The 24781-nt window shown below is 45.9% G+C and carries 22 protein-coding genes and 2 pseudogenes; 13 read left to right on the forward strand and 11 right to left on the reverse strand.

Annotation, left to right across the window (positions count from 1 at the left end; genetic code table 11):
* Nucleotide 1 precedes the first annotated feature (1 nt).
* Nucleotides 2-1060 carry a zinc-binding dehydrogenase gene (locus R7Z77_RS01190; protein WP_054574556.1) on the forward strand — a complete coding sequence of 353 codons (1059 nt, stop codon included), beginning with the start codon at nucleotides 2-4 and terminating at the stop codon, nucleotides 1058-1060.
* An 84-nt stretch (nucleotides 1061-1144) separates the two neighbouring features.
* On the opposite strand, the gene R7Z77_RS01195 is transcribed toward R7Z77_RS01190, so the two are convergent.
* Both R7Z77_RS01195 and grxB read right to left on the reverse strand, forming a co-directional pair.
* Entirely contained in the window at nucleotides 1145-2269 is a 1125-nt protein-coding gene (locus R7Z77_RS01195) for an alkene reductase (protein ID WP_213967445.1), read from the reverse strand.
* A gap of 10 nt (nucleotides 2270-2279) precedes the next feature.
* Nucleotides 2280-2909, reverse strand: a complete 630-nt coding sequence (grxB, locus tag R7Z77_RS01200) for a glutaredoxin 2 (protein ID WP_053349306.1) — start codon at nucleotides 2907-2909, stop codon at nucleotides 2280-2282.
* Between the two features lie 199 nt (nucleotides 2910-3108).
* Here grxB and R7Z77_RS01205 point away from each other — a divergent pair, with 199 nt between their 5' ends.
* On the forward strand, nucleotides 3109-4044 hold the full coding sequence (locus R7Z77_RS01205) for a LysR family transcriptional regulator (RefSeq protein WP_054574558.1): 936 nt from the start codon (nucleotides 3109-3111) through the stop codon (nucleotides 4042-4044).
* Here R7Z77_RS01205 and R7Z77_RS01210 read toward each other — a convergent pair.
* Nucleotides 3997-4908, reverse strand: a complete 912-nt coding sequence (locus tag R7Z77_RS01210; protein ID WP_005479866.1) for a LysR family transcriptional regulator — start codon at nucleotides 4906-4908, stop codon at nucleotides 3997-3999. The genes R7Z77_RS01205 and R7Z77_RS01210 overlap by 48 nt on opposite strands.
* 220 nt (nucleotides 4909-5128) lie before the next feature.
* Here R7Z77_RS01210 and R7Z77_RS01215 point away from each other — a divergent pair, with 220 nt between their 5' ends.
* Nucleotides 5129-8008: an MGH1-like glycoside hydrolase domain-containing protein gene (locus R7Z77_RS01215; RefSeq protein WP_054574559.1), complete on the forward strand. Its 2880-nt coding sequence runs from the start codon at nucleotides 5129-5131 to the stop codon at nucleotides 8006-8008.
* Between the two features lie 105 nt (nucleotides 8009-8113).
* Here the strand turns inward: R7Z77_RS01215 and R7Z77_RS01220 are convergent, their stop codons facing one another.
* A complete protein-coding gene (locus tag R7Z77_RS01220) occupies nucleotides 8114-9682 on the reverse strand; it encodes a DEAD/DEAH box helicase (RefSeq protein ID WP_213967444.1) in 1569 nt (522 codons plus the stop codon).
* A 148-nt stretch (nucleotides 9683-9830) separates the two neighbouring features.
* On the opposite strand from R7Z77_RS01220, the pseudogene R7Z77_RS28860 reads away from it, so the two are divergent.
* Nucleotides 9831-9908: pseudogene (locus R7Z77_RS28860) on the forward strand (VOC family protein); the annotation flags it as partial.
* A 59-nt stretch (nucleotides 9909-9967) separates the two neighbouring features.
* On the opposite strand, the gene R7Z77_RS01225 reads toward R7Z77_RS28860, so the two are convergent.
* A complete protein-coding gene (locus R7Z77_RS01225; RefSeq protein ID WP_054576141.1) occupies nucleotides 9968-10678 on the reverse strand; it encodes a biotin/lipoate A/B protein ligase family protein in 711 nt (236 codons plus the stop codon).
* Nucleotides 10679-10705: 27 nt separating this feature from the next.
* A complete protein-coding gene (locus R7Z77_RS01230; protein ID WP_196358484.1) occupies nucleotides 10706-10861 on the reverse strand; it encodes a hypothetical protein in 156 nt (51 codons plus the stop codon).
* Nucleotides 10862-10903: 42 nt separating this feature from the next.
* On the opposite strand from R7Z77_RS01230, the gene R7Z77_RS01235 reads away from it, so the two are divergent.
* Complete coding sequence (locus R7Z77_RS01235) at nucleotides 10904-11230, forward strand: DUF4156 domain-containing protein (RefSeq protein ID WP_025767966.1); 327 nt, start codon at nucleotides 10904-10906, stop codon at nucleotides 11228-11230.
* Nucleotides 11231-11309: 79 nt separating this feature from the next.
* On the opposite strand, the gene R7Z77_RS01240 is transcribed toward R7Z77_RS01235, so the two are convergent.
* Together R7Z77_RS01240 and R7Z77_RS01245 are read right to left on the reverse strand one after the other, a co-directional pair.
* Nucleotides 11310-12338 carry a hypothetical protein gene (locus R7Z77_RS01240; protein WP_085569170.1) on the reverse strand — a complete coding sequence of 343 codons (1029 nt, stop codon included), beginning with the start codon at nucleotides 12336-12338 and terminating at the stop codon, nucleotides 11310-11312.
* Nucleotides 12339-12749: 411 nt separating this feature from the next.
* Nucleotides 12750-13898 (reverse strand): PLP-dependent aminotransferase family protein, encoded by a 1149-nt coding sequence (locus R7Z77_RS01245; RefSeq protein ID WP_054574563.1) that lies wholly within the window; start codon nucleotides 13896-13898, stop codon nucleotides 12750-12752.
* 125 nt (nucleotides 13899-14023) lie between these two features.
* Between R7Z77_RS01245 and R7Z77_RS01250 the strand changes: the two genes are divergently transcribed.
* Together R7Z77_RS01250 and R7Z77_RS01255 are read left to right on the forward strand one after the other, a co-directional pair.
* Nucleotides 14024-14893 carry a GyrI-like domain-containing protein gene (locus R7Z77_RS01250; protein ID WP_005387011.1) on the forward strand — a complete coding sequence of 290 codons (870 nt, stop codon included), beginning with the start codon at nucleotides 14024-14026 and terminating at the stop codon, nucleotides 14891-14893.
* 80 nt (nucleotides 14894-14973) lie between these two features.
* Entirely contained in the window at nucleotides 14974-15876 is a 903-nt protein-coding gene (locus R7Z77_RS01255; RefSeq protein ID WP_213967443.1) for a LysR family transcriptional regulator, read from the forward strand.
* A gap of 77 nt (nucleotides 15877-15953) precedes the next feature.
* On the opposite strand, the gene R7Z77_RS01260 is transcribed toward R7Z77_RS01255, so the two are convergent.
* The gene (locus R7Z77_RS01260; protein WP_213967442.1) at nucleotides 15954-16757 is read right to left on the reverse strand and encodes an SDR family NAD(P)-dependent oxidoreductase; all 804 of its coding nucleotides are present in this window, start codon (nucleotides 16755-16757) and stop codon (nucleotides 15954-15956) included.
* Between the two features lie 228 nt (nucleotides 16758-16985).
* Between R7Z77_RS01260 and R7Z77_RS01265 the strand changes: the two genes are divergently transcribed.
* A complete protein-coding gene (locus R7Z77_RS01265) occupies nucleotides 16986-17225 on the forward strand; it encodes a YdcH family protein (RefSeq protein ID WP_053304577.1) in 240 nt (79 codons plus the stop codon).
* 73 nt (nucleotides 17226-17298) lie between these two features.
* On the opposite strand, the gene R7Z77_RS01270 is transcribed toward R7Z77_RS01265, so the two are convergent.
* Nucleotides 17299-17970 (reverse strand): cupin domain-containing protein, encoded by a 672-nt coding sequence (locus R7Z77_RS01270; RefSeq protein ID WP_054574565.1) that lies wholly within the window; start codon nucleotides 17968-17970, stop codon nucleotides 17299-17301.
* 208 nt (nucleotides 17971-18178) lie between these two features.
* On the opposite strand from R7Z77_RS01270, the gene R7Z77_RS01275 reads away from it, so the two are divergent.
* The 4 genes from R7Z77_RS01275 (at nucleotide 18179) to fabG (ending at nucleotide 22053) form a co-directional block, all read left to right on the forward strand.
* A complete protein-coding gene (locus R7Z77_RS01275; RefSeq protein ID WP_213967441.1) occupies nucleotides 18179-19321 on the forward strand; it encodes a hypothetical protein in 1143 nt (380 codons plus the stop codon).
* Entirely contained in the window at nucleotides 19311-20237 is a 927-nt protein-coding gene (locus R7Z77_RS01280) for a metal ABC transporter solute-binding protein, Zn/Mn family (RefSeq protein ID WP_025767961.1), read from the forward strand. The genes R7Z77_RS01275 and R7Z77_RS01280 overlap by 11 nt, the downstream gene beginning before the upstream one ends.
* 2 nt (nucleotides 20238-20239) lie before the next feature.
* Nucleotides 20240-21034, forward strand: coding sequence for a metal ABC transporter permease (locus R7Z77_RS01285; RefSeq protein WP_005373725.1), 795 nt, complete (start codon nucleotides 20240-20242; stop codon nucleotides 21032-21034).
* A gap of 299 nt (nucleotides 21035-21333) precedes the next feature.
* Nucleotides 21334-22053 carry a 3-oxoacyl-ACP reductase FabG gene (gene fabG, locus R7Z77_RS01290; RefSeq protein WP_017633598.1) on the forward strand — a complete coding sequence of 240 codons (720 nt, stop codon included), beginning with the start codon at nucleotides 21334-21336 and terminating at the stop codon, nucleotides 22051-22053.
* Between the two features lie 261 nt (nucleotides 22054-22314).
* Here the strand turns inward: fabG and R7Z77_RS01295 are convergent, their stop codons facing one another.
* Nucleotides 22315-23919, reverse strand: a complete 1605-nt coding sequence (locus R7Z77_RS01295) for a S8 family peptidase (protein WP_213967440.1) — start codon at nucleotides 23917-23919, stop codon at nucleotides 22315-22317.
* Nucleotides 23920-24313: 394 nt separating this feature from the next.
* Between R7Z77_RS01295 and R7Z77_RS01300 the strand changes: the two are divergent.
* Nucleotides 24314-24637, forward strand: a pseudogene (locus R7Z77_RS01300) (IS1-like element transposase); the annotation flags it as partial.
* Between the last annotated feature and the right edge of the window lie 144 nt (nucleotides 24638-24781).

Below are 24781 nucleotides of genomic sequence, written 5' to 3' on the forward strand. Positions count from 1 at the left end.
CATGCAACAGATGAACAGTATCATAATGCAGGATGGTAGTGTCCGCCTGCAGCAAGTCGAAATCCCCAAACCTGCAGCGGGACAAGTGTTGGTTCGCAGCCTTGCCTGTGGCATTTGTGGCTCCGACCTTCACATTACTCGACACGCGGATAAGGTATTTGATGTATTCCACCAGCTCGGGTTGATGCCTGATGAAGCCGGTGAGCACGCTCAAGTGATGTTGGGGCATGAGTTCTGTGCGGAAATTATCGAATACGGTGCCGATACGCAGCAAACGTTGTCCGTTGGTAGCCGAGTCACCTCAGTGCCGATGTTGCTCAGCCAAAATGGCGCGGGCGTTGGTGTTACTCCGGGTACTTATGGCGCTTACTCTGAGTACTTCCTGCTTGATGAAGCGTTATTGCTACCTGTCCCAGACGGAATGCCGTCTGAGGCGGCGGCATTAACCGAACCACTAGCGGTCGGTTTGCACGCGGTCAATCGCAGTGAAATCGAAACGGAAGAAACCGCGCTGGTTGTCGGTTGCGGCCCTATAGGGCTGGCGGTGATTGCTGCACTGAAACAACGTGGCGTCAGCAATATTCTTGCGGTCGATCTTCAGGAAGAGAAACTGCAACTTGCTAGTGAGTTTGGCGCAAATCGATTGATCAACCCGACCAGGGAAGACGAGATCGCCGTTGGTGAGCAGTACGCGATGAACTCACGTCTGGTCATTTATGAATGTGTTGGCAAGCATACCTTGATTGACGATTTTCTGCGCCGTGCTCCTGCCCGATCACGAATCGTTGTATCAGGCATTCATACGACACCCGCAATCATTAACTACGCGTACGCGACAGTAAAAGAGCTCGATTTGAGATTCTCTTACTACTACCAACCGCACGAGTTTGAGCAATGCCTACAAGCGATTGCCGAACATAAGTTACCTTGGCAGAAAATGCTTACCGCCAAAGTGGGAATCGATGGTGTGGAAGATGCGTTTAGACAGCTAATGACGCCAAATGATCACATCAAAGTCGTTATCGAACCTTGGCGCTGCGGCGCGTTAGAAGTGATTTAACTCTTGGCCAAATTAAGCTAGCTAAAACCAATTTTAGTTTGGTGACAGCCCCAACCGTAGCAGCTAGGTTGGGGCTTTTTTTTGTTAGGCCTGTTCTGCGCATTCCTGTTGCAGAGCAGGGTAATCGGTGTAGCCTCGTTCGTTTCCGCCAAACAACGTTGATCCATCGAGTTCTGCCAACGGATGGTGATGTTGCAATCGAGAGACCAAGTCTGGGTTTGCTACGAATGGTCGTCCGAATGCGACAAGATCCGCGTAGCCTTTCTCTAACACTTCGTTTGCTCGTTGAGGATTGTAGCGACCTGCGACAATGATAGCGTTGCGAAAGCGCTTTCTAAGTTCGATTCGAAACGTCTCGGGAATCGTTGGTGCATCGGCCCAATCGGCCTCGGACAAGTGCAAGTAGGCAATGTCGCGCTCCTGTAGCTGTTTTGATGCTTCCAAGATCGTTGGCACGATATCTGGGCAGTCCATATCTTTAAACGTAATGAATGGTGCCAATCTCACTCCAACTTGATGCGCACCAACAGCGGCGATAACTGCATCCACTACTTCGATAAGAAAACGGATACGATTTTCTCGTGAACCGCCGTAGTTGTCTGTTCGATGGTTTGAATTGGTTCTTAAGAACTGGTCTATCAGATACCCATTCCCGCCGTGGATTTCTACACCATCAAAACCCGATTCAATAGCGCGTTTGGCTGCGTTCGCGAAATCACCGACAACTCGGTTGATGTCCGCTTGTGTCATGGCGCGTGGCTCAACACAATCGACCATATTGCCGTTGCCTTGTTCATCTGCAATCCAAACTTGCGTCTCTACCGGAGCGAGCGCAGATGGCGCGATAGGCTGTTCACCATTTTGGAATGTTGGGTGAGACACCCTGCCCACATGCCATAGCTGACAAAACATCGCTGCGCCTTGTAATTTGACCGCTTGGGTCACACCTTGCCAGCCCGCCACTTGCGCATCGGTGTAAACGCCAGGTGTGAACGAGTAGCCTTGAGAATCGTCCGAAATTTGTGTGGCTTCGGAAATGATCAGTCCGGCAGAAGCGCGCTGTTGATAATATGTTGCCATCATCTCATTCGGGATGTTGCCCGGCTGAGTGGTACGTGCGCGAGTCATTGGTGCCATGACAATACGGTTTTGTAGTGACAACGCTTTCAGTTGAGCTGGTTCAAACAGCTTATTTGGTCTCTGTTTCATGTTGCGCTCCTCAGATAAGTACTGGCACGTTGGTCGCTTTACGAGCGGTTGCCATCCAGTGAAGTACGGCTGGATCCCATTGCACTTCGGGCGCACTGAAAAAGCCGCGTAGAATGGAAAACATAATGGCTTGATCAACCAGTGACGTTTGCTTTTCTGAACTTAGGTTGAGCAAAGGTTTGGTTTGTTCTATCAAAGCGGCGACTTCTTTCGCAATCGCAGGCGTATCGTTAATCAAAGCTTCAAAATTTAACGCTTCGGTTTCCTTTTTTGCACGCCATGCTTGTTTAGCGGTTTCTGTTGCAAATTCCGGTAACGTCATGTTTGACCAACGCGGATACCCGACTTTTTGTAGCGGTAAAAACGCTTGTTTTTGCCAATCTAAAACCGGTGTAGAGGGTTGGTTGTTTTCGCTGGAAGATGCCAATTCAAGGAAGTAGTTGATGATGTCTAAGCTTTCCGCCATCGCTTCACCATCGTCTTTGATCAAAAGAGGAACTTGTTTTGCGCCGATGATGTTTGTGGTGGTGCTCTCGTCGTCATAAGCAATGTTGATGACGTCGAGCTGAATATTCAGCATGCCTGCGACAAAACGGACGCGGGCGCTAAAGGGGCAATGTTCATAAATGTACAGTTTCATTTTTTGTTTCCTATCTCTTGGCTGGGTAGGGCGTGTTGTTGTGCGTTGAACAGCGTTACGGCGTTTAACTTTGCCCTGTCACATAACGTTCTGGGTCTAAACAATGTCGATAGGGTCAGTATATGGATTCGACTTAATTTGATAATTGGGTTATATCTGAATTGATTATTCAGTTTTTCCAAATAATAAGGGCGCGAAGGTGGATAAGTTTTCGGATATGACGTTGTTTGTCAGCATCGTTAAACATCAAGGTCTGGCAGCGGCGGGAAGGGAGTTAGGTTTGTCTCCGGCGACGGTAACGGCAAGGCTGCAAGCGATAGAAGAACGCTATGGCGTAAAGCTGCTCAACCGAAGCACACGCCACGTATCACTCACGGACGCAGGGGCAATGTATCATCAAGCTTGTCTGAACATCATTGATAGCGTGAAAGAGACGGAAAACTTACTGCAAACGGGTATTTCGGAAGTGCGCGGAACGTTGAAAATTTCAGCTCCACGAGATATTGGCAAACAAATTATTTCGCCGATGGTGTCGGCTTTTTCTGAGCAATATCCGGATGTGACGCCTTATCTTTATCTTAATGACAATTTATCGAACTTGGCTGAATCGGGGCTCGATTTAGTGATTCGTTACGGTGAGTTAGCGGACAGTAATCTCATCTCGCGCAAGCTGGCGTCGAGTCAACGTGTGCTGTGTGTGTCACCTGATTATTTGTCGAAGCAAGGTGTCCCAAACTGCCCACAAGATCTCGCGGATCATCGCTGCTTAGCGATGGTGCGCAGCAATGAAGAATTAAAAACGTGGCACTTTAAAGATGAAGAGTCTCACCAAACGATCACGGTCACGCCAAAGCGATTTTCTGATGATGGTGAAGTAATTCGACAATGGGCGTTGGACGGTGCGGGGATTGCGTTGAAATCGATTTTAGATATTCAGCAAGACCTCAAACAACAACGTTTAGTAACGGTTTTGGATGGGTATATGAAAAACTTCAGCGCCTTCTCGCAAGGCGCTGAAGCGGATCTGCATGTCATTTATCAAAGCCGTCAATATCAACCGAAAAGAGTTCGCCTGTTTTTGGACTTTCTAGTTGAGCAATTTAGCGCGCTGAGTGATGCCCGCAATCAGATCTAGATGCGATTCCGAGGTTTCTCGGCGGTGGCGATAAATCCCGACGGTGCCAGGGTTTGGTTCGTTTTCCATGGTTAAGCATCGTAAGCCAAAGGATTCCAAATACGATTGCAGATGGCGGGTATAAGACATCACCGCGACGCTTTCTTTCAGTACATCAATACTGGCGAGCAGAGAATCCACTTCGTAAGTCGGTCTGTCATCCAGTTGCTGCCTTTCGCGTTCATTTTGTTTCGGGATTGGGTTATCGATGACGTGAGCGAATTTCTTAGCGTCATAAGTGACCGAAAGAGCGGGGTATTCGTGCAGCATTTCTTCGGTGACGGTTTTCCCTAGCAGTGGATGGTTTGAGGAAACAAAATAGGCATCAACCGTTTGAAATAGCGGAATAAACGTAACATCGCATTTAGACGACAAGCCGACAATCTCGTGGCCGATGAAGAATTCAATCTGTTCGTTGATTAATGAATCCATCAAGCCTAAGTGGTTGCCAAATTCGACGTGTGTAGATGCCGATGGCTGCTTGGTCAGATGTTCATTGAGTGCTTGTTTGACGAACAGCGGCCACCACGCATCGCCAGTACCCATTTTAATTTTTCCGACTTGATACTGTTTCCGTTCATCAATGCTTTGCATCATTTGGTTGTATTCATGCTGCATCGCGTTGCTATGGCGATAGAGGATGCGTCCGTATTCGGTCAACACCATGCCATTAGGATGACGTTCAAACAGCGTCACGCCGAGATTCTCTTCCAGCTTCTTTAAATTGCTTGTTACCGTTGGCTGGCTTAACCCTGCCATTCTTGCCGCAGCACTGATGCTTTGGCAGCGTGCAACCAGTAAAAATTGCTGCAGAGATTTGTCCATTTTCTTTCCCCTCTAAGAACGAGGGGTATTTTGCACAATTTCATTTATAAATCACAAATCTGTAATCTCATTTGATTGAAATTATGCGCATTTCATAGATCTACATCACTGTTGGGGTTTGACGTATAGATGTTATCTATAGCTCGCTCCTGACTTCCTATTTTCCCCTCAAAAAGGTGTTCTTTAGACTGTCGCCAAAATAACAATCTAAGGGATGAACATGAAACCGAGTTTTATTGCGCTTGCTGTCGCGTCTTGTATTGGTCTTGCTGGGTGTGGGTCAGATTCTTCTGATGCGCCAATGCCGGTCGACAAACCAATTATTTCAGCCGACTTATATTTACGCGGTTTAAATGGGGATTGGGGCACGGCAGAGCATGCCAAGCTAAACTATTTGGGTAATAACGAGTACGAAACCGTACTGCGCGTCGCTCGAGGTAGCAATCAGTTCAAGATTGCTGATCCGGGTTGGCAGATCCAATACACCTATTTTGAGGAGCCCGCGGCGTTCGATAAAGCTCAAGAGTACCTGCCAAAACCAGACACGAATGAAGCGTGTATGAACGATGATTGCAACTCTGAGATCACGTTTGAAGACAAAGGGTATTACAAGTTTTCTGTGAGCTTTGCCGATGAAAGTCGCGCGACAATGACTGTGACGAAAGCAACGCAAGAAGAAGCGGAAAAATACTACTCTGATGCGATTCTCGACCCTGCAATGGTGCATCAAGGGCATCAGGATAAAGAAGTGAAACTGTTCGCCAATTACGATGACTCGAGTGATACCGTGATTTTTTCGGTGAAAGATCCTAAAGCTGAACTGCGTGAATTTGGTATTTCAACGACGACAGAATTGCGTGATGCGCTCGACCAAGGCTTAGTGATTAATGAACAAACAGGGCCGCGAGTGGTGTCGGGCGATGTCGCGTTTGACGCGTTGTTTGCGTTGACGATGAAAGAGCTAGACCAGCTTGCCGTTTCTGAAATCAAAGACGGCAATTACAACTACAACAACCCAATCAAAGCGGAAGTTTTTGAGACGGGCGCGAAGTGGCATTACGTATGGACGCGTGATTTGGCGTACGCAGCAGACCTTTCGCTTGCATTGATGAATCCAACTCGCGTGCAAAATGGTTTGAATTTCAAATTGTCCGCTTTCCGCGATACGACCGATCAGCAATACGATGGCGAGCAGATTGTGCAAGATACGGGCACGGGCGGTAGCTGGCCAATCAGTACCGACCGCACGACTTGGGCGCTTGGTGCAGAACGCTTACTTTCGGCATTGGATGGGGAAGAGTACAACCAATTTGCCGAGCGCGCTTACAAAGCGATCAGTAATACACTTGAAGCCGATCGCCTGGCGGCTTTTGATGCGAAATCTGGTTTATACACCGGTGAGCAATCATTCCTTGATTGGCGTGAGCAAACGTATTCAACGTGGACGCCAAACGATGTCAATGCGATTGGTAGCAGCAAAGCGTTATCGACAAACGTGGTTCACTACCGCGCGATTCAGCTCGCGGCTAAGTTGGCAGAGAAGTACGATTCAACCAACGCGGTCAAATACACCGAGTGGGCTGCACAGCTAAAAACCGCTATCAACGAGCAGTTTTGGAATGCCGAACGCGGTATGTACGTAAGTTATTTGTTTGATAATGGCAAAGACATCGCGGTCGACAAATATGACATGTTGGGCGAAGCACTTGCGATCATCAGTGGTGTGGCAAGTGATGCGCAGGCGAAACAAATCATGGCCAATTACCCACACAGTGAGTTTGGCGTGCCGGTTTACTTCCCTCAACAACCGGACGTGCCTGTGTACCATAATCGCGCAATTTGGCCATTTGTTACCGCGTACAGCTTGCGCGCCGCGCATCAAACACAAAATGTGGCAGCAGCGAACAATGCCATTCAATCGTTGGTTCGTGGTACGGCAACTAATTTATCCAACATGGAAAACTTAGAGTGGCTTTCTGGTAAGTCATTCATCATCCATAGTGATCATGGTGAAGATCCAAGCATGGATGGCCCAGTTATTAACTCTCAGCGTCAGCTTTGGTCTGTGGGTGGCTACTTGAACATGGTGGTAGAGACCCTATTCGGCATCCATACCGAAACGGGCAAGTTGGAAGTGAAGCCGTTTATCACAAGTTGGGTGCGCAATAACTTGTTGGCTCAGTCTGAACAAATCACGTTGGAAAACTTTGACTTCAAAGGAAAGAACTACTCGGTAACGATTGACTTGCCTGAAGTAAGCAAAGATGACACAGGTTACTACCCAGTTGAAAATGTCACGATGGACGATGAGGGGCATTTCCACGTGACATTGGGCGCGCTTGTGAATGTAGATAGCAGCATTACTTTAGTTTCTGGTGTGAAACCGTACGCAAGTGAAGATAGTCGCGTTTATTCTCCGCAAGAGCCAACATTGGTGGTAAAAAGCGTTGATAATTCGGTTTCGATTGACGTGACGAGTAAGTACAACGTGAACTTGTATCGCAATGGCGAGCTGATTCAAAAGAACGTGATTGCTCAATCTTATTCCGATACGCCAACAGGTTTTGCTTGTTATTTGGCTGAAAGCATTAACGATAAAGGCTTCCGTTCTAACCTAAGCCAACCTGTTTGTGTCGGTGAAGAGATCCGCATCAAACTTGATAGCGAATATCAGCCACTCAAAGACAATGTCTCAGTGGTTACGGTGAGTAAAGACAGTGGCATCGTAAAAGGTGCAGAGTCGTTTACAGCCCCTGTAACGGGCACTTACCAGTTCGATGCTTGGTACAACAATAACCTAGGGCAACTTAATACTGGCATCACGAACACCGTGAAATTGTTAGAGGTATTGGATGATGCAGGTAAAGTGGTTGGTCAAGGTTACTTGCAGATGGGCCATATTGGTGAAAACCAAGGTATGCGTTACTCAACGCCAATTGAAGTAGCGTTGGAGCAGGGAAAAACCTATCAGATCGCGCTGAAGGACCACTTCAATATGAGTTACCTCAAATCGAATGAAACCTACATTTACGCTGGTGGTATTGAGGGTGAAAAGAACGAAGCGCAAATCGCAGATATTCGAATCACACCTTTAATGTAGACTGTTTTAACAAAGCTGTATTCTAAAAAAACTGTGTTTTAAGAAAAAAAGCCGCTGAGATTATCAGCGGCTTTGTTGTATTTGCTATCGGTGGCCGTTTACAGGTTAGTTTGCAGCTTGCGGACGAGGCTTACGGCGCTGACCTGACGGTTTGTTTCCTGCAGGCTTAGCATTGTTTGGCTTGCGGTTACCAGACGGTTTACCAGCGTTGCCACTCTTATTACCGTTTGGTTTATTTCCATTCGGTTTATTACCATTTGGCTTGTTGCCGTTAGGTTTGCGGTCATCTGGTTTACTGTTTGCACGACTTTGGCCTTCACGGTTGCCTTTAGGCTTGCCTGCACCGCCTTGGTTGGTGCTGTTTTTGTTGCCGTTGCTACCACCGTTGAAGCGACGTTTGGGTTTGTTTGCACCATTGCCTGCTTTCTTTTCGGCTGCTGGGGCATTTTCACTTGCAGCATTTGGCGCTTTTGGTTTTTTCGGCTTCTTAGGTTTTTTCGGTTTGATTGGGCGCGTATCCAGTTTAGATTCTGGCACCACATTGGTTGGCGCAAAACCTTCCAACTCTTTACGTGGTAGTACTTCTTGAATCAAACGTTCAATCGCAAACAACTCAGATGCTTCTAGCGCACACACCAGTGAAATCGCTTTACCTACTTCGCCCGCGCGGCCAGTACGACCAATACGGTGAACGTAGTCTTCTGCCACTTTCGGTAGCTCAAAGTTCACCACTTGCGGTAATTGCGGAATATCGATACCGCGCGCAGCAATGTCCGTCGCGACCAACACACGAATTTCACCCGATTTGAAATCCGCCAGTGCTTTGGTACGTGCGCCTTGGCTCTTGTTGCCGTGGATGGCAGCAGCCGGTAGATTTTGTTCGATCAGGAACTTCGCCAGACGGTTTGCGCCGTGTTTCGTTTTCGTAAACACCAGCACTTGCTTCCAATCGCCGTCTTTGATCAATTTAACCAACATCGGTGCTTTCTTCTTCACGTCTGCTGGGTAGATGCTTTGCTCAACCGTTCTCGCCGTCGAGTTTGCCGGGTTCACTGAAATCTCAACCGGGTTGTTCACCAAGCCTTTCGCAAGGTCGCGGATTTCATCCGAGAAAGTCGCAGAGAACAGTAGGTTCTGACGTTGTTTTGGTAGCAGAGCTAGGATTTTGCGAATATCACGGATAAAGCCCATATCCAGCATGCGGTCTGCTTCATCCAGTACCAGAACTTCTAGTTGGTCGAATTTGACCGCATTTTGGTTGTACAAATCCATCAGGCGGCCTGGTGTTGCTACCAGCACATCCGCACCTTTGCGAAGACGCTGCATTTGCGGGTTGATCTTCACACCACCAAAAACCACCGTACTGCTTAGTGGAAGGTGACGGCCGTACATAAACACGTTTTCTTGCACCTGAGCCGCAAGTTCACGCGTTGGCGTCAGGATAAGTGCACGAACTTGGTTAGCACGAACGCGAGGGCCGTTCGATAAACGCTCAAGAATCGGTAGCGTAAAGCCTGCGGTTTTACCTGTACCAGTCTGCGCTGCTGCCATTACGTCTTTCCCTTCCAAAATAGCAGGAATTGCTTTTGCCTGAATTGGTGAAGGGGTGTCGTAGCCTTTCTCTTGAATAGCTTTAAGGATTGGAGCAGATAGACCTAACGAGGTAAAACCCATATGTATGATTCTCAATTGTAGAGTTAGATAACAACGCGCCGAAAATAAATCGGTGCGAAAAGTGCGACATTCTGAGGCTTTTACGCGCAGGCTTCAACTAATTCCGTCATGGATAAATATTTGAACTGGATCTCATTTCTTTTTGGCAGGCAAAACTGATAACTGGTTTGGTCGATCGATTGAATGGTTTTACGTTGGCGATGCCCATTCTTACATCGCTATCACGGTATGCAGTTTTAGTTTATCAAATGCTGTTCGGAGTGTGGGGGAGGCTTGCTCCTTTCATTACTCCGCTTTTGCATGCGTTAAAAACGCACTCGTCAATTGCTGAAAGAGCGAATCTACCGACGGGCGGTCGGATATATGATGGAAGAGCGGTGTGTGGACATCACCACGAATATCATCGCTGTGACCGCAAAGCTGATTACACATTCGTACTGGTTCGACAATCTTCTCGACGTCGGCATCAATCAGAATGCATGCTTGTGATAACACCACTTGTCCGCCGCCTTTTTTAAGTAAAACACGCTGTGCGGTTCCCACGATTTTTTGCCCGTCAATGTTGAGGTTGTACTCGCCATCGCAGTAGGAATAAGGCGTTGCATGAACATCCACTTTCACGCCGAGCTGTTTAAAGAAAACCGTTAATATCGCACATAAATCGAGATACGCTTTTTTGATGTTGTAAGGCTCGCCTTCTGGCCAGTGGTAAATGTGGGATAGATTGATAATACCTGGCACTTGAGGGACTGGTGCACCACCGGTTTTACGGGAAAAGAGTTTCCAGCCCGACATGTTTAACGCATGTTCTAACTCATTAGACACTGGCCATTTCTTACCAGCGGGAAGCACGAGCGTTGGGTTTTTTATTTGCCAAAGCAATAGCACTTGCGAGAGTTGGTTGGACTGAACTTGTTTAATGAGCTCATCTTCTTTGTCAAATGCATCAGCGACTTCCGTAGCTGTGTAGCGAATTAGCTTATTTTTAGCAACCAAACTCTATCCCTCGCGGCTATTTAATCGTTACTGTTGTATCTCAGATACAGCTTTATTGCTAGGTCTGTGATTATTAGGTTTTTGCTCGCTAGCTGCATGATCACCTTTTGGATCTTTTCCGTTGTCCATTAATTCTACTTGAACACGCGATAAAAAGTTTTTGCTAGTCATCACATCAGCCATTCATAAAATCTGCCATCTATGAAAAATTTTGGCGATATAAGTATGAAAAAGCGAGTGATGACTCTCGCGTTAGCGGCATCATTAACGGGATGTGTGACGTTCCCAACTCAAGAATCTGAGCAAGTACAGGTGCTTTGGGACAATGTGAATGCGATTGAAAACTGTGAACTAATGGGTACCGTGATCGGCTCAGAAGGACACTTTTACGACTACTGGCTTCACGCCGATAAAGACATGGTTTGGGGGACGCTAAACCAAATGCGCATCAAGGCGGCGGATTTAGGCGCAGATACCTTGTACTTGTATCAACCGTTGAGCTTTTCTACGTCAGTGACGATGTTTGCAAATGCTTACAAGTGCAAACAGTAGCTATTGGCTTGATCATAATTGTAAGACAGGCGCTGCTCGCCTGTCTTTGATGCGTTCTACAAATACTGACTACTTTACGTTAATTAACGTTTGCTGTCGCCACCGCTGATGTATCAGAAAACGACAATGTAAAGTCTCGCTCGGTATTAAGCACTTTGGCTGGAAACTCTAAGCTCAACTGCGTATGTGGCGCGACTTCTGAAGCAATGCTAGTAACGAATTTTCGGGTTTCTCCAGGAGAGATCGATATGTCACTTCCACCTTGTGATGAGAGCTCAGCGATACCCATTGTTTCAAGTGTGTTACCTGCAGTATCCGCCAGGTGTAGTAAAGATTCTGACTTGTAGATTAATTCTCCACTTTCTGTGCGATATGCATTAAACGAGTTGAAATTTGGTTGTAATGATCCTTGTGATCCAATGTTAGTAACGGAAAATGTCACATTAGCGCCATCAAAGTTCTCGACTCTTACAAGTACGTTACTGTCTTGGTAACGAGCGGCTGCTGCCGCAGTTGCTTGCTGTTTCTGCCTCTGTTTCTCTTTTTCAATGTCGCTTAACTGTTTCTGCTCATTAGCGATTCGATTCTTTGCCATGTAGTACGACTGATCGACCATTGCTATTAAAGCGGGGATTGAATACAAAGTGAGGCCTTCCAAATGGTCAAAGTCGATTTTGGCATGTTGAGTACGTTTATGATTAGAAAATTGGCAGTAACCATCAATCAAACTGATGAAAGCCACTTCAAAAGTGCCTTGTAATCGGCTTACTTCCTGTGCTGCTTTCTCTAGATTTGAGCGGACTTTCCGAATCTCTTCCAAACTCTTGTGTGAAAGACGACCGTTTGGCGATACGTCGTTAGAAACCGAAACCAGTTCTTCGGTCACAAATGGATTGTTTTCGGCTGGAATCACCGTAGTGATACGGTTGGATTTGGTGATGTCTTCGCCCAATAAAACCATCATTTTTTGCGATGCGGCAGTTGTGTTGCCCGCTAATACGTCACTACAGTTTGGCGACGTATTGGCATACACGGCGAATGCGGTAAAAAGTGAAAGTGTAACGGACCAGCCGATGGTGACGAGTCCTGTCGTGGTTCGAGTATTCATCCTGATAACCCCTCTGTCATTTGGTGCGATTCACTGACGTAATTGCCAATCAAAAGATTGGCTCGCGACATTCAGAATGGTTCTGGTCAACCCTTCGTAGTGGGTATGCCCACAGATGCTTTTTTAGTCGTTTATCAACCGCTAAGCCACGATTGATAAAGTGTCTGAAATTGAGAGCATTAACGCTGCGAAGTTGATGTCTTTGACTGAAAGATAGACGTAACTTTTCTAACCATCAAATACGTGATTGAGTTCTCATTTTTATATGAGTGAGAGGTTCAAGAGAAAACAGGCACTTACTGTAGAGAGTTGATTTGAAGGAAAAATATAAATTTTTTTGGGGAACTTTTTTGATGCTGCCTTTGAGACTTTTTTTGAATCTCAAAGGCAGGTTCTTACACTCGCGTTCAATTACAACGTGTTGAGGACATCCGCGATTCGAGAGACAGCTGTCGTCAGTTCTTCTGGTGTAGCATTGGTAAAGTTAAGACGCAGAGCGGCTTTTACCTTTGAACCTTCTGGATAAAAGACCGGGCTAGGCACTACAGCAACCCAGTTTGCGAGAAGGTTTTTCGCCAGTTCGAAGGTGTCGCATTCTGGAATCTCGACCCAAACGAACATACCACCATCGACGGGTTTGAGTACGCAACTTTCTGGCAGCTGTTTTTGCAGTTCAGCAAACATGACATCGTAACGTGATTTGTAAAGCGCACAGATGGTTGAAATGTGCGTTTCGAAGTTGTCATGTTGCAGTAGACCATGCAGCAAAGCTTGCATAGGAATACTAGAGTGCAGATCGGCACCTTGTTTAATTTTGATGAGTGGCTCAAGGTAGCTACTCTTGCCCGTAACTACACCAATACGCAAGCCTGGTGAAGCTATTTTGGAGAAAGAGCGCAATACGATGGAGTGCTGTGGGCAGAAGTCCGAAACCAGTGGAAGCGCTTCACCAGAAAAACGCAGCTCGCGGTATGGTGCGTCTTCAATGAACGCCACGTCGTATTGTATACAAAGCTCGGCAACTTTTTGGCGAGTCTCTAGCGCCCAGCATACGCCCGTTGGGTTGTGAAAATCGGGTACGGCGTAGAACATTTTTGGTTGCTGCGTGGCAAAGCACTGTTCGAGTTCTTCAAGGTTTGGGCCACACTCGGTTTGTGAAACGGTCACGATGTTGGCTTGCACTAGACCGAATACTTGCATAGCACCAAGGTAGCTCGGTGCTTCCATCACCACTTTATCGCCCGGATTTACGTACGCACGCGCTATCAAATCTAGCCCTTGCTGAGAGCCCGTTGTGATCATAGCCAAATGAGATTCCGGCAGCTGGTAATAATCGGTCAAAAAGTTAAGTAGCGGGGCGTAGCCTGCTGTTGCGCCATATTGAAACACCTCTGGCATATTAGCGAGGTTTTCGAGCGTCGGTTTCATTAAGTCGATCGGGAAGGTTTTTTCGTCCGGCAAGCCACCTGCAAGAGAAATGACGTTCTTATCGCTCGCTGCTGCGAGGATCTCTCGGATGTAGGATGACTTAGTTTGTTGTAATGACTGTGCGATTTCCATGTGCTGTGCTTCTCGTAATTGTCTTTTTTTATGTCAGAAATAGTATAGGTAAATTGCCAAGCTTGGTGTGTCCATTTATGCTGTTAAATGTGTCCATTTATGCCATTTAAGCGAAAGTTTACTCCGTGAGCCATCAACAAGTTTCCAGAATCAATGACGTGCTGTTTTACATTCACCAGGACATTAGCAGAGATTTATCGGCTAAAGAGCTAGCAGATGTAGCAGCCTATTCTGAACAGCACTTCCATCGTATTTTTAAAGATGTGGTAGGGGAGTCTGTCCATCAATATATCCGTCGCACAAGAATGGAATACGCCGCCAATCAACTGATGTTTGATACCAGCTCATCGGTGTTAGACATTGCTAACAAGTGCGGCTTTAGCTCGGTATCTTCTTTTAGCCGAGCGTTTAAAGCAACGTTCGCTATGTCTCCTGGTGCGTGGCGAAAGCATGATTTACAAGTCGCAGAAAAGCCGTATCTAAAAGATCCGGAAGTGGCTGCGGGTTATCATCGGGTTGCGAAACGCGAGTTGCCAGAACCTAAAATTATGGAGGTTCCACAACGCTTTGCGGCTTATGTGCGGCATGAGGGTTATAGCCGTTCCATTCGCAATGCGTGGCTGATTTTGAAGGCGTGGGCAAGCTCTGAGAATCGGGACTTTTCGGTTCAATACGGTTTGCATCACTCCAACCCCGCTTGGGTCGAGCTCGATAAGTGTCGCTATGTGGCTTGTATGGCGATTGATAAGCCGCTTAAAGTACGCGGTGTCGTGAATCAAATGACGATTCCGGGTGGTTTGCATGCTGTTTTTCGCTTAACAGGGGTATATGGAGAGCTTCTTCCTCAATTGAGTATGGTGTTAGAGAAGTGGTTGCCGAATTCAGGCTTTAAGCAGCGTTCTACTCCCGCTTATGTTCACTATCATAAAAACCATTTCCTTAGCCATGATGAGGCGTTTGAGCTGGACTTCTATCTGCCCATCAGTTTTTTCTAACTGGAGTATTTATTTACTATCCGTAAGGAAGAGAATGCTAAGCTCTATATGGTGATTTTTTACAAATAATTGAAAATTAAATGAACATCGATCATGTAAAGCTATTTGTCCGTTTGGCTTCGACACACAACATCAGCATGGCTGGTCAGGAGCTTGGACTTTCTCCTGCTGTCGCTAGTGCGCACATCAACAAACTTGAGGACAGCTTAGGAGTTCGTTTAGTTCATCGCACCACACGCAAAGTTTCCTTAACTGAAGAAGGGCAGGCTTTTTTACCTCACGCGGAGGAGGTCCTTGCAACAGTGGAGGCAGCAAGGGGAGCTGTTGGATCAGGGCAGAGTGCGCCAACGGGAGTATTACGTATAACCGCCTCTGCAACTTTTGGTCGCTTACATATTGTGCCCGCATTAAAAGGTTTTATGGCGCGTTACCCAGGGTTAACCGTGGACTGCCGATTTTCTGATTCCATTATTGATCTGGTTGAGGGAGGTTTTGATGTCGCCATTCGTGTCGCTGAGTTGAAAGATTCTTCATTGGTCGCAAGAAAGCTTGCGCCAGATCGTCGTATTATCGTTGCATCACCAGATTATATTGAACAATTTGGGAGACCTAACAAGCCCCAAGACTTGACGAATCATGAATGTATTAACTTAGTTGGAATGAATAATTGGTCATTCAATACAAAAGATGGAATGTTCAATGTAAGAACTTCTGGTCGTTTTAAAACCGATAATGGTGATGCGATGAGAGACGCGACGGTAAACGGGTTAGGTATTTCTATCAACTCGGTTTGGAGTGTTTATCAAGAATTACAAAGTGGTCAGCTAGTGGAAGTACTCGAAGATCACCCTTTAGCGATGGATGCTGGGATTTGGGCTGTGTACCCAAGCTCTCGTTTAATTGCGCCTAAGGTGCGTGCCTTTATTGATTTCTTTGCTGAATACTATGGCACGCCACCTTATTGGGAGTTTGCGGAAAAGTGATAACAAGTTTCACTTATCGAATACATTGTTTTTAAGGTCCGAATAAAAACGAACCTCAAGATAATTCTTAATTGTTATTAATAGAGTTTGCTTAAGATTAATTCAATAGTATCAATTATCTGCTGTGTTTTGCTTTGATCTAATGCATCAGGGTGTGGGGGCGCGAATGCTTCAATGTCATTATCGAAGTACATACCATGCGCTTGAGCAAACTCTTCTGATAGCGCAGCGCGAGTTAGAATATCTGCTCCTAAGCGGATATCACCACCAGCAACCCCATAAGCATCTTTAACCATCTTACTACCTAGGAATGATTTTGGGTTTACTGATACCAACATAGGGCCAGTGTTCTTAAGCTTTAGTCCGATTGCTCGTGACCACATCGTTAATGCCAATTTGCTTTGGGCATATGCTTCGCCATCTGACAATGGTTTGTTACCGAGTAAAGCGCTAGTGTTTACTGTTGTTTGTGCAGCTGAAGACAAATTAACCACACGACCCGTATCACCGAGCAACGGCAATAGCTCTCTAGTGAGTAAGTAGGGAGCAATGGTGTTGACTGCGAAGCGTACATCAAGACCCTCTTTAGTTCTTGGATTTGGTGTTGCGTACACACCAGCATTGTTAATGATGACGTCTAAATGATTGAACCGTTCTATTATCTCCATCACTATCTGTTTTACCGCATTGGGAGAGGATAAATCAGCAACAAGGCTTTCAACTTTACCACTTTTCATCTCCCTCAAACTTTGCTCAACTTGTTGAACTTTCTCTATATTCCGGCCATGGATTATTACGTGTTGTTCACGGTTAATTAACATTTTCCCGGTTTCTAAACCAATACCGTCAGTAGATCCAGTAACTAGAATTGTCTTTCGCATGATCGCTCTCATTGTTGAGGGTTATTATAGATCGATCATAGTGGCATCTTTTGCATTCGACTATTGAGACTAAAAAGAAAACACTTTCTAGGAAAAATTGAAAATAACTTTGTTGTTCTTTTTGTGGACGGTGCGACGAATTAACGTCTCATTAGATGCTACGGTTATACATGTGGTGCTCAAAAATTAGGCACTGTTTTGTACTCAAATAATAGCCAAGAGGTCTCTATGTTAGGTGAAAATCACTCATTAACTCATGAATTCCCAGAACATTTGGATACCATTACTCAGCTTACCGAAAGCGATGCATCATTTGCTGAAACCGTTAAGAACTACAATGCTTTAGATAAGGAAATCCGCGTACTAGAACTTCAAGGAAGCCCGATTGATGATCACGAAATGAACGTGTTAAAACATAACCGGGCTGAGCTCAAAGACTGGCTCCACTCGCGAATAATGGGTTCTTAGTGACGAAATGATCATCGGCTCGTAAATTGCGGGCCGATTTTAGTTCCAATGGACGATGCCAAGTGTGCAAACACTAGGAGTGCTGAGCAGGAGCTTGGAGCGGCAGGTGACCAGTTTTTACCCAAATGATCGTTTCTTGCTCTACAAAAGGAAAATGCTCACTCATATGTGGGCTTCGAATCCAAGAGAGAGCGGGATAGGTACCTAGCTCGTCTCTAAACTCTCCTGACAATACGAAAATTTCTTCACCACCAAAGTGACGGTGTGGTTGAAACTTCTCACCTTTTGGCCATTTAACCAATGCGACATGTTCGTGCTCAAAATTATGCAGCGGCATGACTTGCAACCCACCGACACCACTCTGCCAGCTCGCTTGGTTTGTATTAATGCGAACTGTTTCAAGATCCTCAGATTCGAACTGATTTAGTTTAACTAAAATCACACAGCCTTCTTTGCTAAATGGTGCGTGTTGACTTCCTGGAGGGTTACGAAGGTAAGTGCCGGCAGGATAGTCACCGTATTCGTCAGAGAATACCCCCTCGAGCACCAATATTTCTTCTCCTTGAGGGTGAGGATGAGTCGAAAACTGCGAATTTGGCTCGTACTTAACGACGCTGGTGGTATGCCCTGATTCTTTGGCTTCTCGTTCCAAAGGTTTGCGCCACACACCTTTGGAAGGGCTGGCGATCCATTCCTGTTGAGCAGTATCTATCACGATTCTTTTTGAAAAATCCATATTCAACATATTGAAATTCCGTTACTTATTTAATTACTAATTCTCATTAGTATACGTTTAAAAAACATCAATTGATTCATTTGTTGATAGCCCAATTCATGGATTGAGTACGAACATGAAATCGGAGCCTAATTTAAATTTCTGCTTGTGTAATGAGAATTGTTATATTATAACATCGCAAAATTAAATGTTATAACATAACAAAAAGGAAAAAGTAGTGAATAAGAAATTGGTGTCTCTCGTGATCGGTAGCATTTTTGCATCCCCTGTTTTTGCCGACACACTATCGAACCCACAGATTGGTGTTGTTGTTGATGGCTACTACCAAGATGGCCAACGTCATAATTCTGAGCGCGAAGAAGGCTTTGGTCTAGGCCATACGGAATTAAACTTCTCATCGAATATCGACGACAAGTTTCACGGTGCGTTGACCGCTGTTCTTGAAAGTCATGGCGATGAGACAGAATTAGAGCTTGAAGAAGCATTCATCGAAACTTTGGCATTGCCTTACGGTGTAAACGTGCGCGCAGGCCGATTCCTATCTGACTTCGGTTACCTCAACAATCAACACATGCACACTGACAGTTTCGTTGAACGCCCAATTGCTTACCGTACTTTCCTTGGTTCGCATTACTATGATGACGGTGTACGCGCAAACATCGTTCTGCCAACCGATCTTTACGTGAAATTTGGTGTAGAAGCATTAAGCGGCAACAAGATGTCTTCTGTTGAAGATGGCTCTAAAGTTGGTGTTTACACGACAACGATGAAGCTTGGTAATGATTTCTCTGAATCTTCAAGTTGGCAGTTTGGTCTAAGTTACCTGCGTAACGAAAATGGCAAAGTTAAAGAGTTCGAAGATCACGACCACGGTCATGAAGAAGAGCATGATCACGATCACCATCATGGCGCAGCAGTGACAGGTGCGAACCTTTACGGGGCTGATTTTGTTTGGAAATGGGCACCAGACGGTAATTACAAATACAGCAACTTCACGCTATCGGCTGAATACATGCTGTTAGACGGTGTGGTAGACAGCAAATATAAAAACGATGCAGAGTCACCAGACAACTTAAGCGCTTACTATGTTTCGGGTGTTTATCGCTTCAACCCAAGCTGGTCAGCAGGTCTACGTTACGGCGAAGCAGAAAGCTACGATGGTCATGCACATGGCGACCACATGCATTTTACTGAGCTGAATGATAAAGAAATGGATGCGATGATCGCATGGGATTCTTCTCACTTCGGTACTATCCGTGCGCAATACACTCGCATTGATAACCAAGACAGTGAGACAGACAACGTGTTCACTCTGCAATACGTGATGACATTTGGAGCGCACGGTGCTCATGCGTTCTAAGCTGACATTAAATAAATGCAGTTTGGTGATGATGGCGGCAGGAGCTGCCATCATTGCTTCGCCTGCTTCGGCTCTAAACATTTTCGTTTGTGAGCCAGAATGGAAAGCCTTTCTTGAAAGCCACGCGCCAGATGCCAGTATTTATTCAGCGACAACGGCTAAGCAAGACCCACATTACGTACAAGCTCGTCCTTCTTTGATTGCGAAGATGCGCCAAGCGGACATGGCAATGTGCTCGGGTGCAGAACTAGAAGTGGGATGGTTACCTATGCTGCAAGTTCGTAGCAGCAATGCGGCGGTGCAAAATGGTGCGCCGAGCATGATCTACGCGACGGACTTCGTGCGCATGTTAGATACTCATGCTCACGTTGACCGTAGCATGGGAGATATACACGCTCACGGTAACCCACATGTTCAATTTGCGGCAAATGACATGATTCCATTATCTCGTAAAGTCACGGAGCGCCTAAAAGCGATTGATCCCGACAACGCACAAAGTTACCAAGTGAATGGTATGAAGTTTCGTGCTCATTGGCGTAAAAAGCTTAAAGAATGGAATGAGAAAGGGGCTGCTTTAAAGGGTAAGCAAGTTGTCGGTTATCACGCGACGTATCGTTATTTGTACGATTGGCTCGGAATGAAGCAGATTGCCGATCTCGAACCTAAACCGGGCATTTCACCGACCACATCTCACCTGCAATCACTCACCAAGTTAAATGCCGACAGTTTTGATGCGATTGTTTACTCCTCTCATCAGGATCAGCGTCCAGCGAACTGGTTGCAAGATCATACTGACAAACCTGTGATTCAACTGCCATTGACCGTTTCTGAGGGTGAAAGCTTGGATGAGATGTACGATCAGGTCATTGATGATTTACTGGATGTGTTAGTGCCGCCCGTTCCTGTGAGGATCTAAGTATGGCGGATTATGCATGGCTTTTACCTGCGGTTTTGTGTGGTTTAATTGCGTTGGTTGGCAACATCGTTCTGGGGCAACAAGTTCTTAATCGTCAGATCATCTTTATAGATTTGGCGGTGGCGCAAGTTGCGGCATTGGGGGCAGCACTAAGCCACTACTGGTTGAGCCAATACGCGCTGTTCTCAGGCTCATTCTTTGGCGAAATGATTGGCCCTTGGGTGATGTCTTTGATGCTTTGCGGTTTGATTGCCTTAATGGAGAAACGATACCAGCAACATTTAGAGCCCATGATTGGCAGCTTGTTTGTCGTGTCTGCATCGCTGGCGATCCTGCTGGTGAGTAAAGACCCACACGGCGGAGACTTTATTCAAGGCATTCTTAATGGGCAATTGTTATGGGCGACTTGGGCAGACGTTTGGCCTCTGGCACTCATTACCGCTGCGATGTTGCTATTGGTTTGGTTAAAACCTGCGTTTATGCGCGGTAGTGGTTTTTATCTGATCTTTGCAATCCTGATGCCCATTACGGTCAAGTTAACCGGCATTTATTTAGAATTTGCTTTGTTGGTTATTCCAGCTTTATGTGCGGCAGCATTGAAGGGAACTCGATTCTTTGTCGCTAGTATCAGCATTGGTATTGTTGGGATCTTATCGGGTATTGCCGCATCGGCTCGCTATGACTTACCGAGTGGTGCGAGTATTGTGATCACCCTGTTTATTGCTGGCATGTTGTTTAATCTCTTGCTTCAGCCTTTTCTGGTGAAAATAACAAAACCAGCTTTTGTAAGAGATTAAGAGACAAGTAATATTGGTCTGATGAAGTAGTATTTGATTAATCAGACCAATACTTTTCTATCCAAGCCCTCCAATCGTGTAACTTTGCGCCTTCCAACACACTTTCTTACGTTGATCTTGCCATAGTCATCAAGTTGCCTTGATTAGTTCACATCCGACTCCCAGACTGTTTCTATAGTTTTTATAAGATGTAAAAGACCCTGCGTATGAGAAGCGCAGCTGTAACGCGACTAGGCATAAAAACAAAAACGCTAGGGATACAAGCGAATTTGTAATCTCAACATTTAAGGAAGACCAAGATGAAACCGGAAAAAGTAGCAGTAGTCACTGGTGCGGCTCGTGGTATTGGCCAAGCGATTTGTGAACAATTACTGGAGGATGGATTCCACGTAATCGGGCTAGACATATCGCCCGTGGAATGGAGTCAGTCGGCGCAGCTAAGCAGTTATCAAGTCAACTTGTGTGATGCCGAAGCCGTAAGTGAAGTAGTAGAAAGTGTTGTAGAGCAGCACGGAAGAATCGATGCTCTGGTTAACAACGCGGGCATCACTCGAGATGCATTGTTGCCAGATATGTTAGAGCAAGACTGGGACAGCGTGATCGACGTGAACCTAAAAGCGGTGTTCTTACTCACCCAACGTGTTGCTCCTGTCATGCTAGAGCAGGGCACAGGCAGTATTGTTAGCATTTCTTCTATAGTGGGAACGGATGGTAATATCGGCCAGAGCAACTACGGCGCAAGTAAAGGCGGCGTCATCTCAATGAGCAAAGGCTGGGCGAAAGAACTTTCAAGAAAGGGTGCACAGATACGCGTCAACTGTGTCGCGCCAGGCTTTATCGCCACCGACATGACCAAGAACCTGCCAGAGAAAGTCATTCAAATGATGGAAGGCAAAACCCCATTAGGGCGCATGGGCTCAGTTCAAGATATTGCCAATGGCGTCTCTTTCCTAACCTCAGATAAGAGCGCCTACATCACAGGCCAAGTGCTCAAGATTGACGGTGGGCTGGTGTTATAGCTCGCTAATCAAAACGTCAAATAACAAACGCCCTTTACTTATATGAAGGGCGTTTTTGTTTGAGGAACCCGACTTATGTGAGTACTACTAACTACTAATAGAAAGCTTCGATGCCGCTTCGAGTTGAGTTTTTGAAGCAAAAGGCCAATACGTTTGAATAGCGTCTCCTCTTAAACACTGCATTCCCTAAAGCACAGTATTCCCAAAAGAAAAGCCCACCGAAAAGCGGGCTTTGTTCTCTTCTAATAACGAGAAAAATAACTAGTAGCTCGCTTGAATGCTGACACCGCTATAGTTTGAGTAACCTTGAATCATGACGTGATAACGTCCACTTTGCGTCGCACTGACCGTACATGTTTCATTGTTACCGTATTTGAAAGGTCGGCAGTCCCATGCATTCAGTGCTGGTTTTGCTCCAAAACGGAGATACAAATCCGCATCGCCACTGCCACCATACATTTGTACGGTTAAGCGCTGCCCAGCTTCTACATCAACATAGTAATACGCTACTTGACCAGTTGAACCACTTAAACCACTTACTGGCACGCCCGAGGTTAATTTGCCTTCTGGGTCCGGTGTTGGGTCTGGGCCACCGCAGTCTTGGCCACAATCTGCATCCGTTAAGCTATAAAGTAGCTTGTTCACGCTGCCTCTTGTGTCCGTCACTTTTCCGCTAGTTGCGCGGCTAACGATCAAGGCCTCTACTTGGCTTGGAGACAGTGAACTGTTTTCTTGAAGATACAATGCTGCTACACCCGCCACATGTGGCGTCGCCATCGAAGTGCCACTAATGGTTTTGTAGCCACCGTCATACCATGCAGATTTGATTTGTGAACCTGGCGCAAATACATCCACACAACTGCCCCAGTTTGAAAAACTCGAACGTGCATCCGTGCTAGTGGTCGATCCGACAGTTACTCCGGAAGCAACGCGTGCTGGAGAATAGTTACACGCATCGGCGTTGGAGTTACCTGCTGCTAGCATAAAGCTGACACCTGACTGAACCGCACTTTGCACCGCACTATCCAGAGCGACGGATTGACCGCCGCCTAAACTCATGTTGGCGACTGAAGGTCCGGAAGCGTTCGCAGCCACCCAGTCCACACCGGCAATAACACCAGAAGTAGAACCCGATCCGGTACAGCTCAATACTCTCACGCCGACAAGGTTGACGTTTTTCGCAACACCATACAAGCTGCCGCCAATGGTGCCCGCTACGTGTGTGCCGTGTCCATTACAGTCACTTGCATCTGCATCGTTATCGACAAAGTCATACCCTGAAACTGAGCGACCACCGAACTCAACATGCGCGTTATTCACACCAGTATCGATGACATAAGCCGTTACCCCAGTCCCATCAAAGTTGGCACTGTAGTTGTTATCGAGTGGCAAGTTTCGTTGGTCGATTCGGTCTAGTCCCCAAATGGCATTGGTTTGATTTGCGTCTGCCGAGACTATTGGGTCAAGCGATAGGATTCTGTCTTGCTCAATGTAGTCCACACGAGGATCAGAACGCAGATCTTTTAGTTGCTCAGGACTCAAGTTAGCGACAAATCCACTTATCGAGTGGTCAAAAACCGACTCCACTTTTACCGAATACAAACCAGACATGCGGTCTACGGATTGTTGCGTGAATTGCTCGAATTCCGTTGAGTTGCTCGCCATCATTTGCGGTTGTTGAAATACCACTATGTAGCGATCTGCAATGGCGATCTCGTCCGGTGCGAGCATTAATGTGGCTGGTAATATGTCCGGAGCTTGTTGTAACTCTGAACTGTCCGCAATCTCATTGGGTTGCGAAAAAGCGAGAGAAGAATGAAAACAGAGTGCGGAGGTGATACAACAACTTAGTAGTTTCTTTAACATAAAATGTTCCTCGAAATCATAGTCTTGTTGATTTTTACCTAGTACCAAACTGTCAACACGAAAACACAGACAATCAGCGTAGTGCGTGCTGAAGTGACGTTACACAAGTCAAACTAGACAATGAGCAATCATATGCATAACTGATAATAATTCGCATACTCAGAAACATGATCAATAACCAAGCTTTATTGAAATTGAAATGCAAAGATTCATTTAGACTTAGAGCAAAATCCCTAAAATAGAATAATTCTACACACCTGAAATATTGCCTGTTATATGACTTCATCTTACCGATAATTTACGCAATAAAAACCTAACTATCCTTTTATTGGTCATAACTCAAATCGGTTGATAGATGTTAATATAGCCACCTGATTTCTGATGTTTTTAACTCATGGTTACTATCCAAGTTCAATATCGTTTCTGTAATAAAACAGAGCCCGTTCGTGAACATGGAAAAGGGCATTCTGGCTCTCCTCGCTCCAGATGTATCGAGTGTCGAAAGAGCTTTAACTCGATTACGTTTACGAAGCCCGCAAGCCAGATGTAAAAGAAAAAACTGTTGATATGTCAATGAATAGCTCTGGCGTTAGGGAAACAGTACAAGTGTTGAATGTCGTATACAACACAGTATTGAGTACTTTAAAAAATCTCGCCAAGGTAAGTAACCTCAATGCCTTTCGATAAAGCAAATATAAGACTAATTTGTAAACTTGAAAGGCTAGCTGTATTGGTTGAGGTATATGAGGAAAACACTTCCCCATTTAAGAACTGAAACACACTTTTGTCGAGTAGACGACACCTGTTACCAAGTGTCGCCCCTCTAAGAACCCAGCGTGCAACTTTCACCGCACTAGGCTCA

The organism is Vibrio sp. 1401, assembly GCF_033340295.1.

Bases quoted from the DNA above. Each gene is read 5' to 3' on its own strand.
- R7Z77_RS01190 (WP_054574556.1), top strand. From the start codon at position 2: ATGCAACAGATGAACAGTATCATAATGCAGGATGGTAGTGTCCGCCTG.
- R7Z77_RS01195 (WP_213967445.1), bottom strand. From the start codon at position 2,269: ATGAAACAGAGACCAAATAAGCTGTTTGAACCAGCTCAACTGAAAGCG.
- grxB (WP_053349306.1), bottom strand. From the start codon at position 2,909: ATGAAACTGTACATTTATGAACATTGCCCCTTTAGCGCCCGCGTCCGT.
- R7Z77_RS01210 (WP_005479866.1), bottom strand. From the start codon at position 4,908: ATGGACAAATCTCTGCAGCAATTTTTACTGGTTGCACGCTGCCAAAGC.
- R7Z77_RS01215 (WP_054574559.1), top strand. From the start codon at position 5,129: ATGAAACCGAGTTTTATTGCGCTTGCTGTCGCGTCTTGTATTGGTCTT.
- R7Z77_RS01220 (WP_213967444.1), bottom strand. From the start codon at position 9,682: ATGGGTTTTACCTCGTTAGGTCTATCTGCTCCAATCCTTAAAGCTATT.
- R7Z77_RS01230 (WP_196358484.1), bottom strand. From the start codon at position 10,861: ATGGCTGATGTGATGACTAGCAAAAACTTTTTATCGCGTGTTCAAGTA.
- R7Z77_RS01235 (WP_025767966.1), top strand. From the start codon at position 10,904: ATGAAAAAGCGAGTGATGACTCTCGCGTTAGCGGCATCATTAACGGGA.
- R7Z77_RS01240 (WP_085569170.1), bottom strand. From the start codon at position 12,338: ATGAATACTCGAACCACGACAGGACTCGTCACCATCGGCTGGTCCGTT.
- R7Z77_RS01245 (WP_054574563.1), bottom strand. From the start codon at position 13,898: ATGGAAATCGCACAGTCATTACAACAAACTAAGTCATCCTACATCCGA.
- R7Z77_RS01255 (WP_213967443.1), top strand. From the start codon at position 14,974: ATGAACATCGATCATGTAAAGCTATTTGTCCGTTTGGCTTCGACACAC.
- R7Z77_RS01260 (WP_213967442.1), bottom strand. From the start codon at position 16,757: ATGCGAAAGACAATTCTAGTTACTGGATCTACTGACGGTATTGGTTTA.
- R7Z77_RS01265 (WP_053304577.1), top strand. From the start codon at position 16,986: ATGTTAGGTGAAAATCACTCATTAACTCATGAATTCCCAGAACATTTG.
- R7Z77_RS01270 (WP_054574565.1), bottom strand. From the start codon at position 17,970: ATGTTGAATATGGATTTTTCAAAAAGAATCGTGATAGATACTGCTCAA.
- R7Z77_RS01280 (WP_025767961.1), top strand. From the start codon at position 19,311: ATGCGTTCTAAGCTGACATTAAATAAATGCAGTTTGGTGATGATGGCG.
- R7Z77_RS01285 (WP_005373725.1), top strand. From the start codon at position 20,240: ATGGCGGATTATGCATGGCTTTTACCTGCGGTTTTGTGTGGTTTAATT.
- fabG (WP_017633598.1), top strand. From the start codon at position 21,334: ATGAAACCGGAAAAAGTAGCAGTAGTCACTGGTGCGGCTCGTGGTATT.
- R7Z77_RS01295 (WP_213967440.1), bottom strand. From the start codon at position 23,919: ATGTTAAAGAAACTACTAAGTTGTTGTATCACCTCCGCACTCTGTTTT.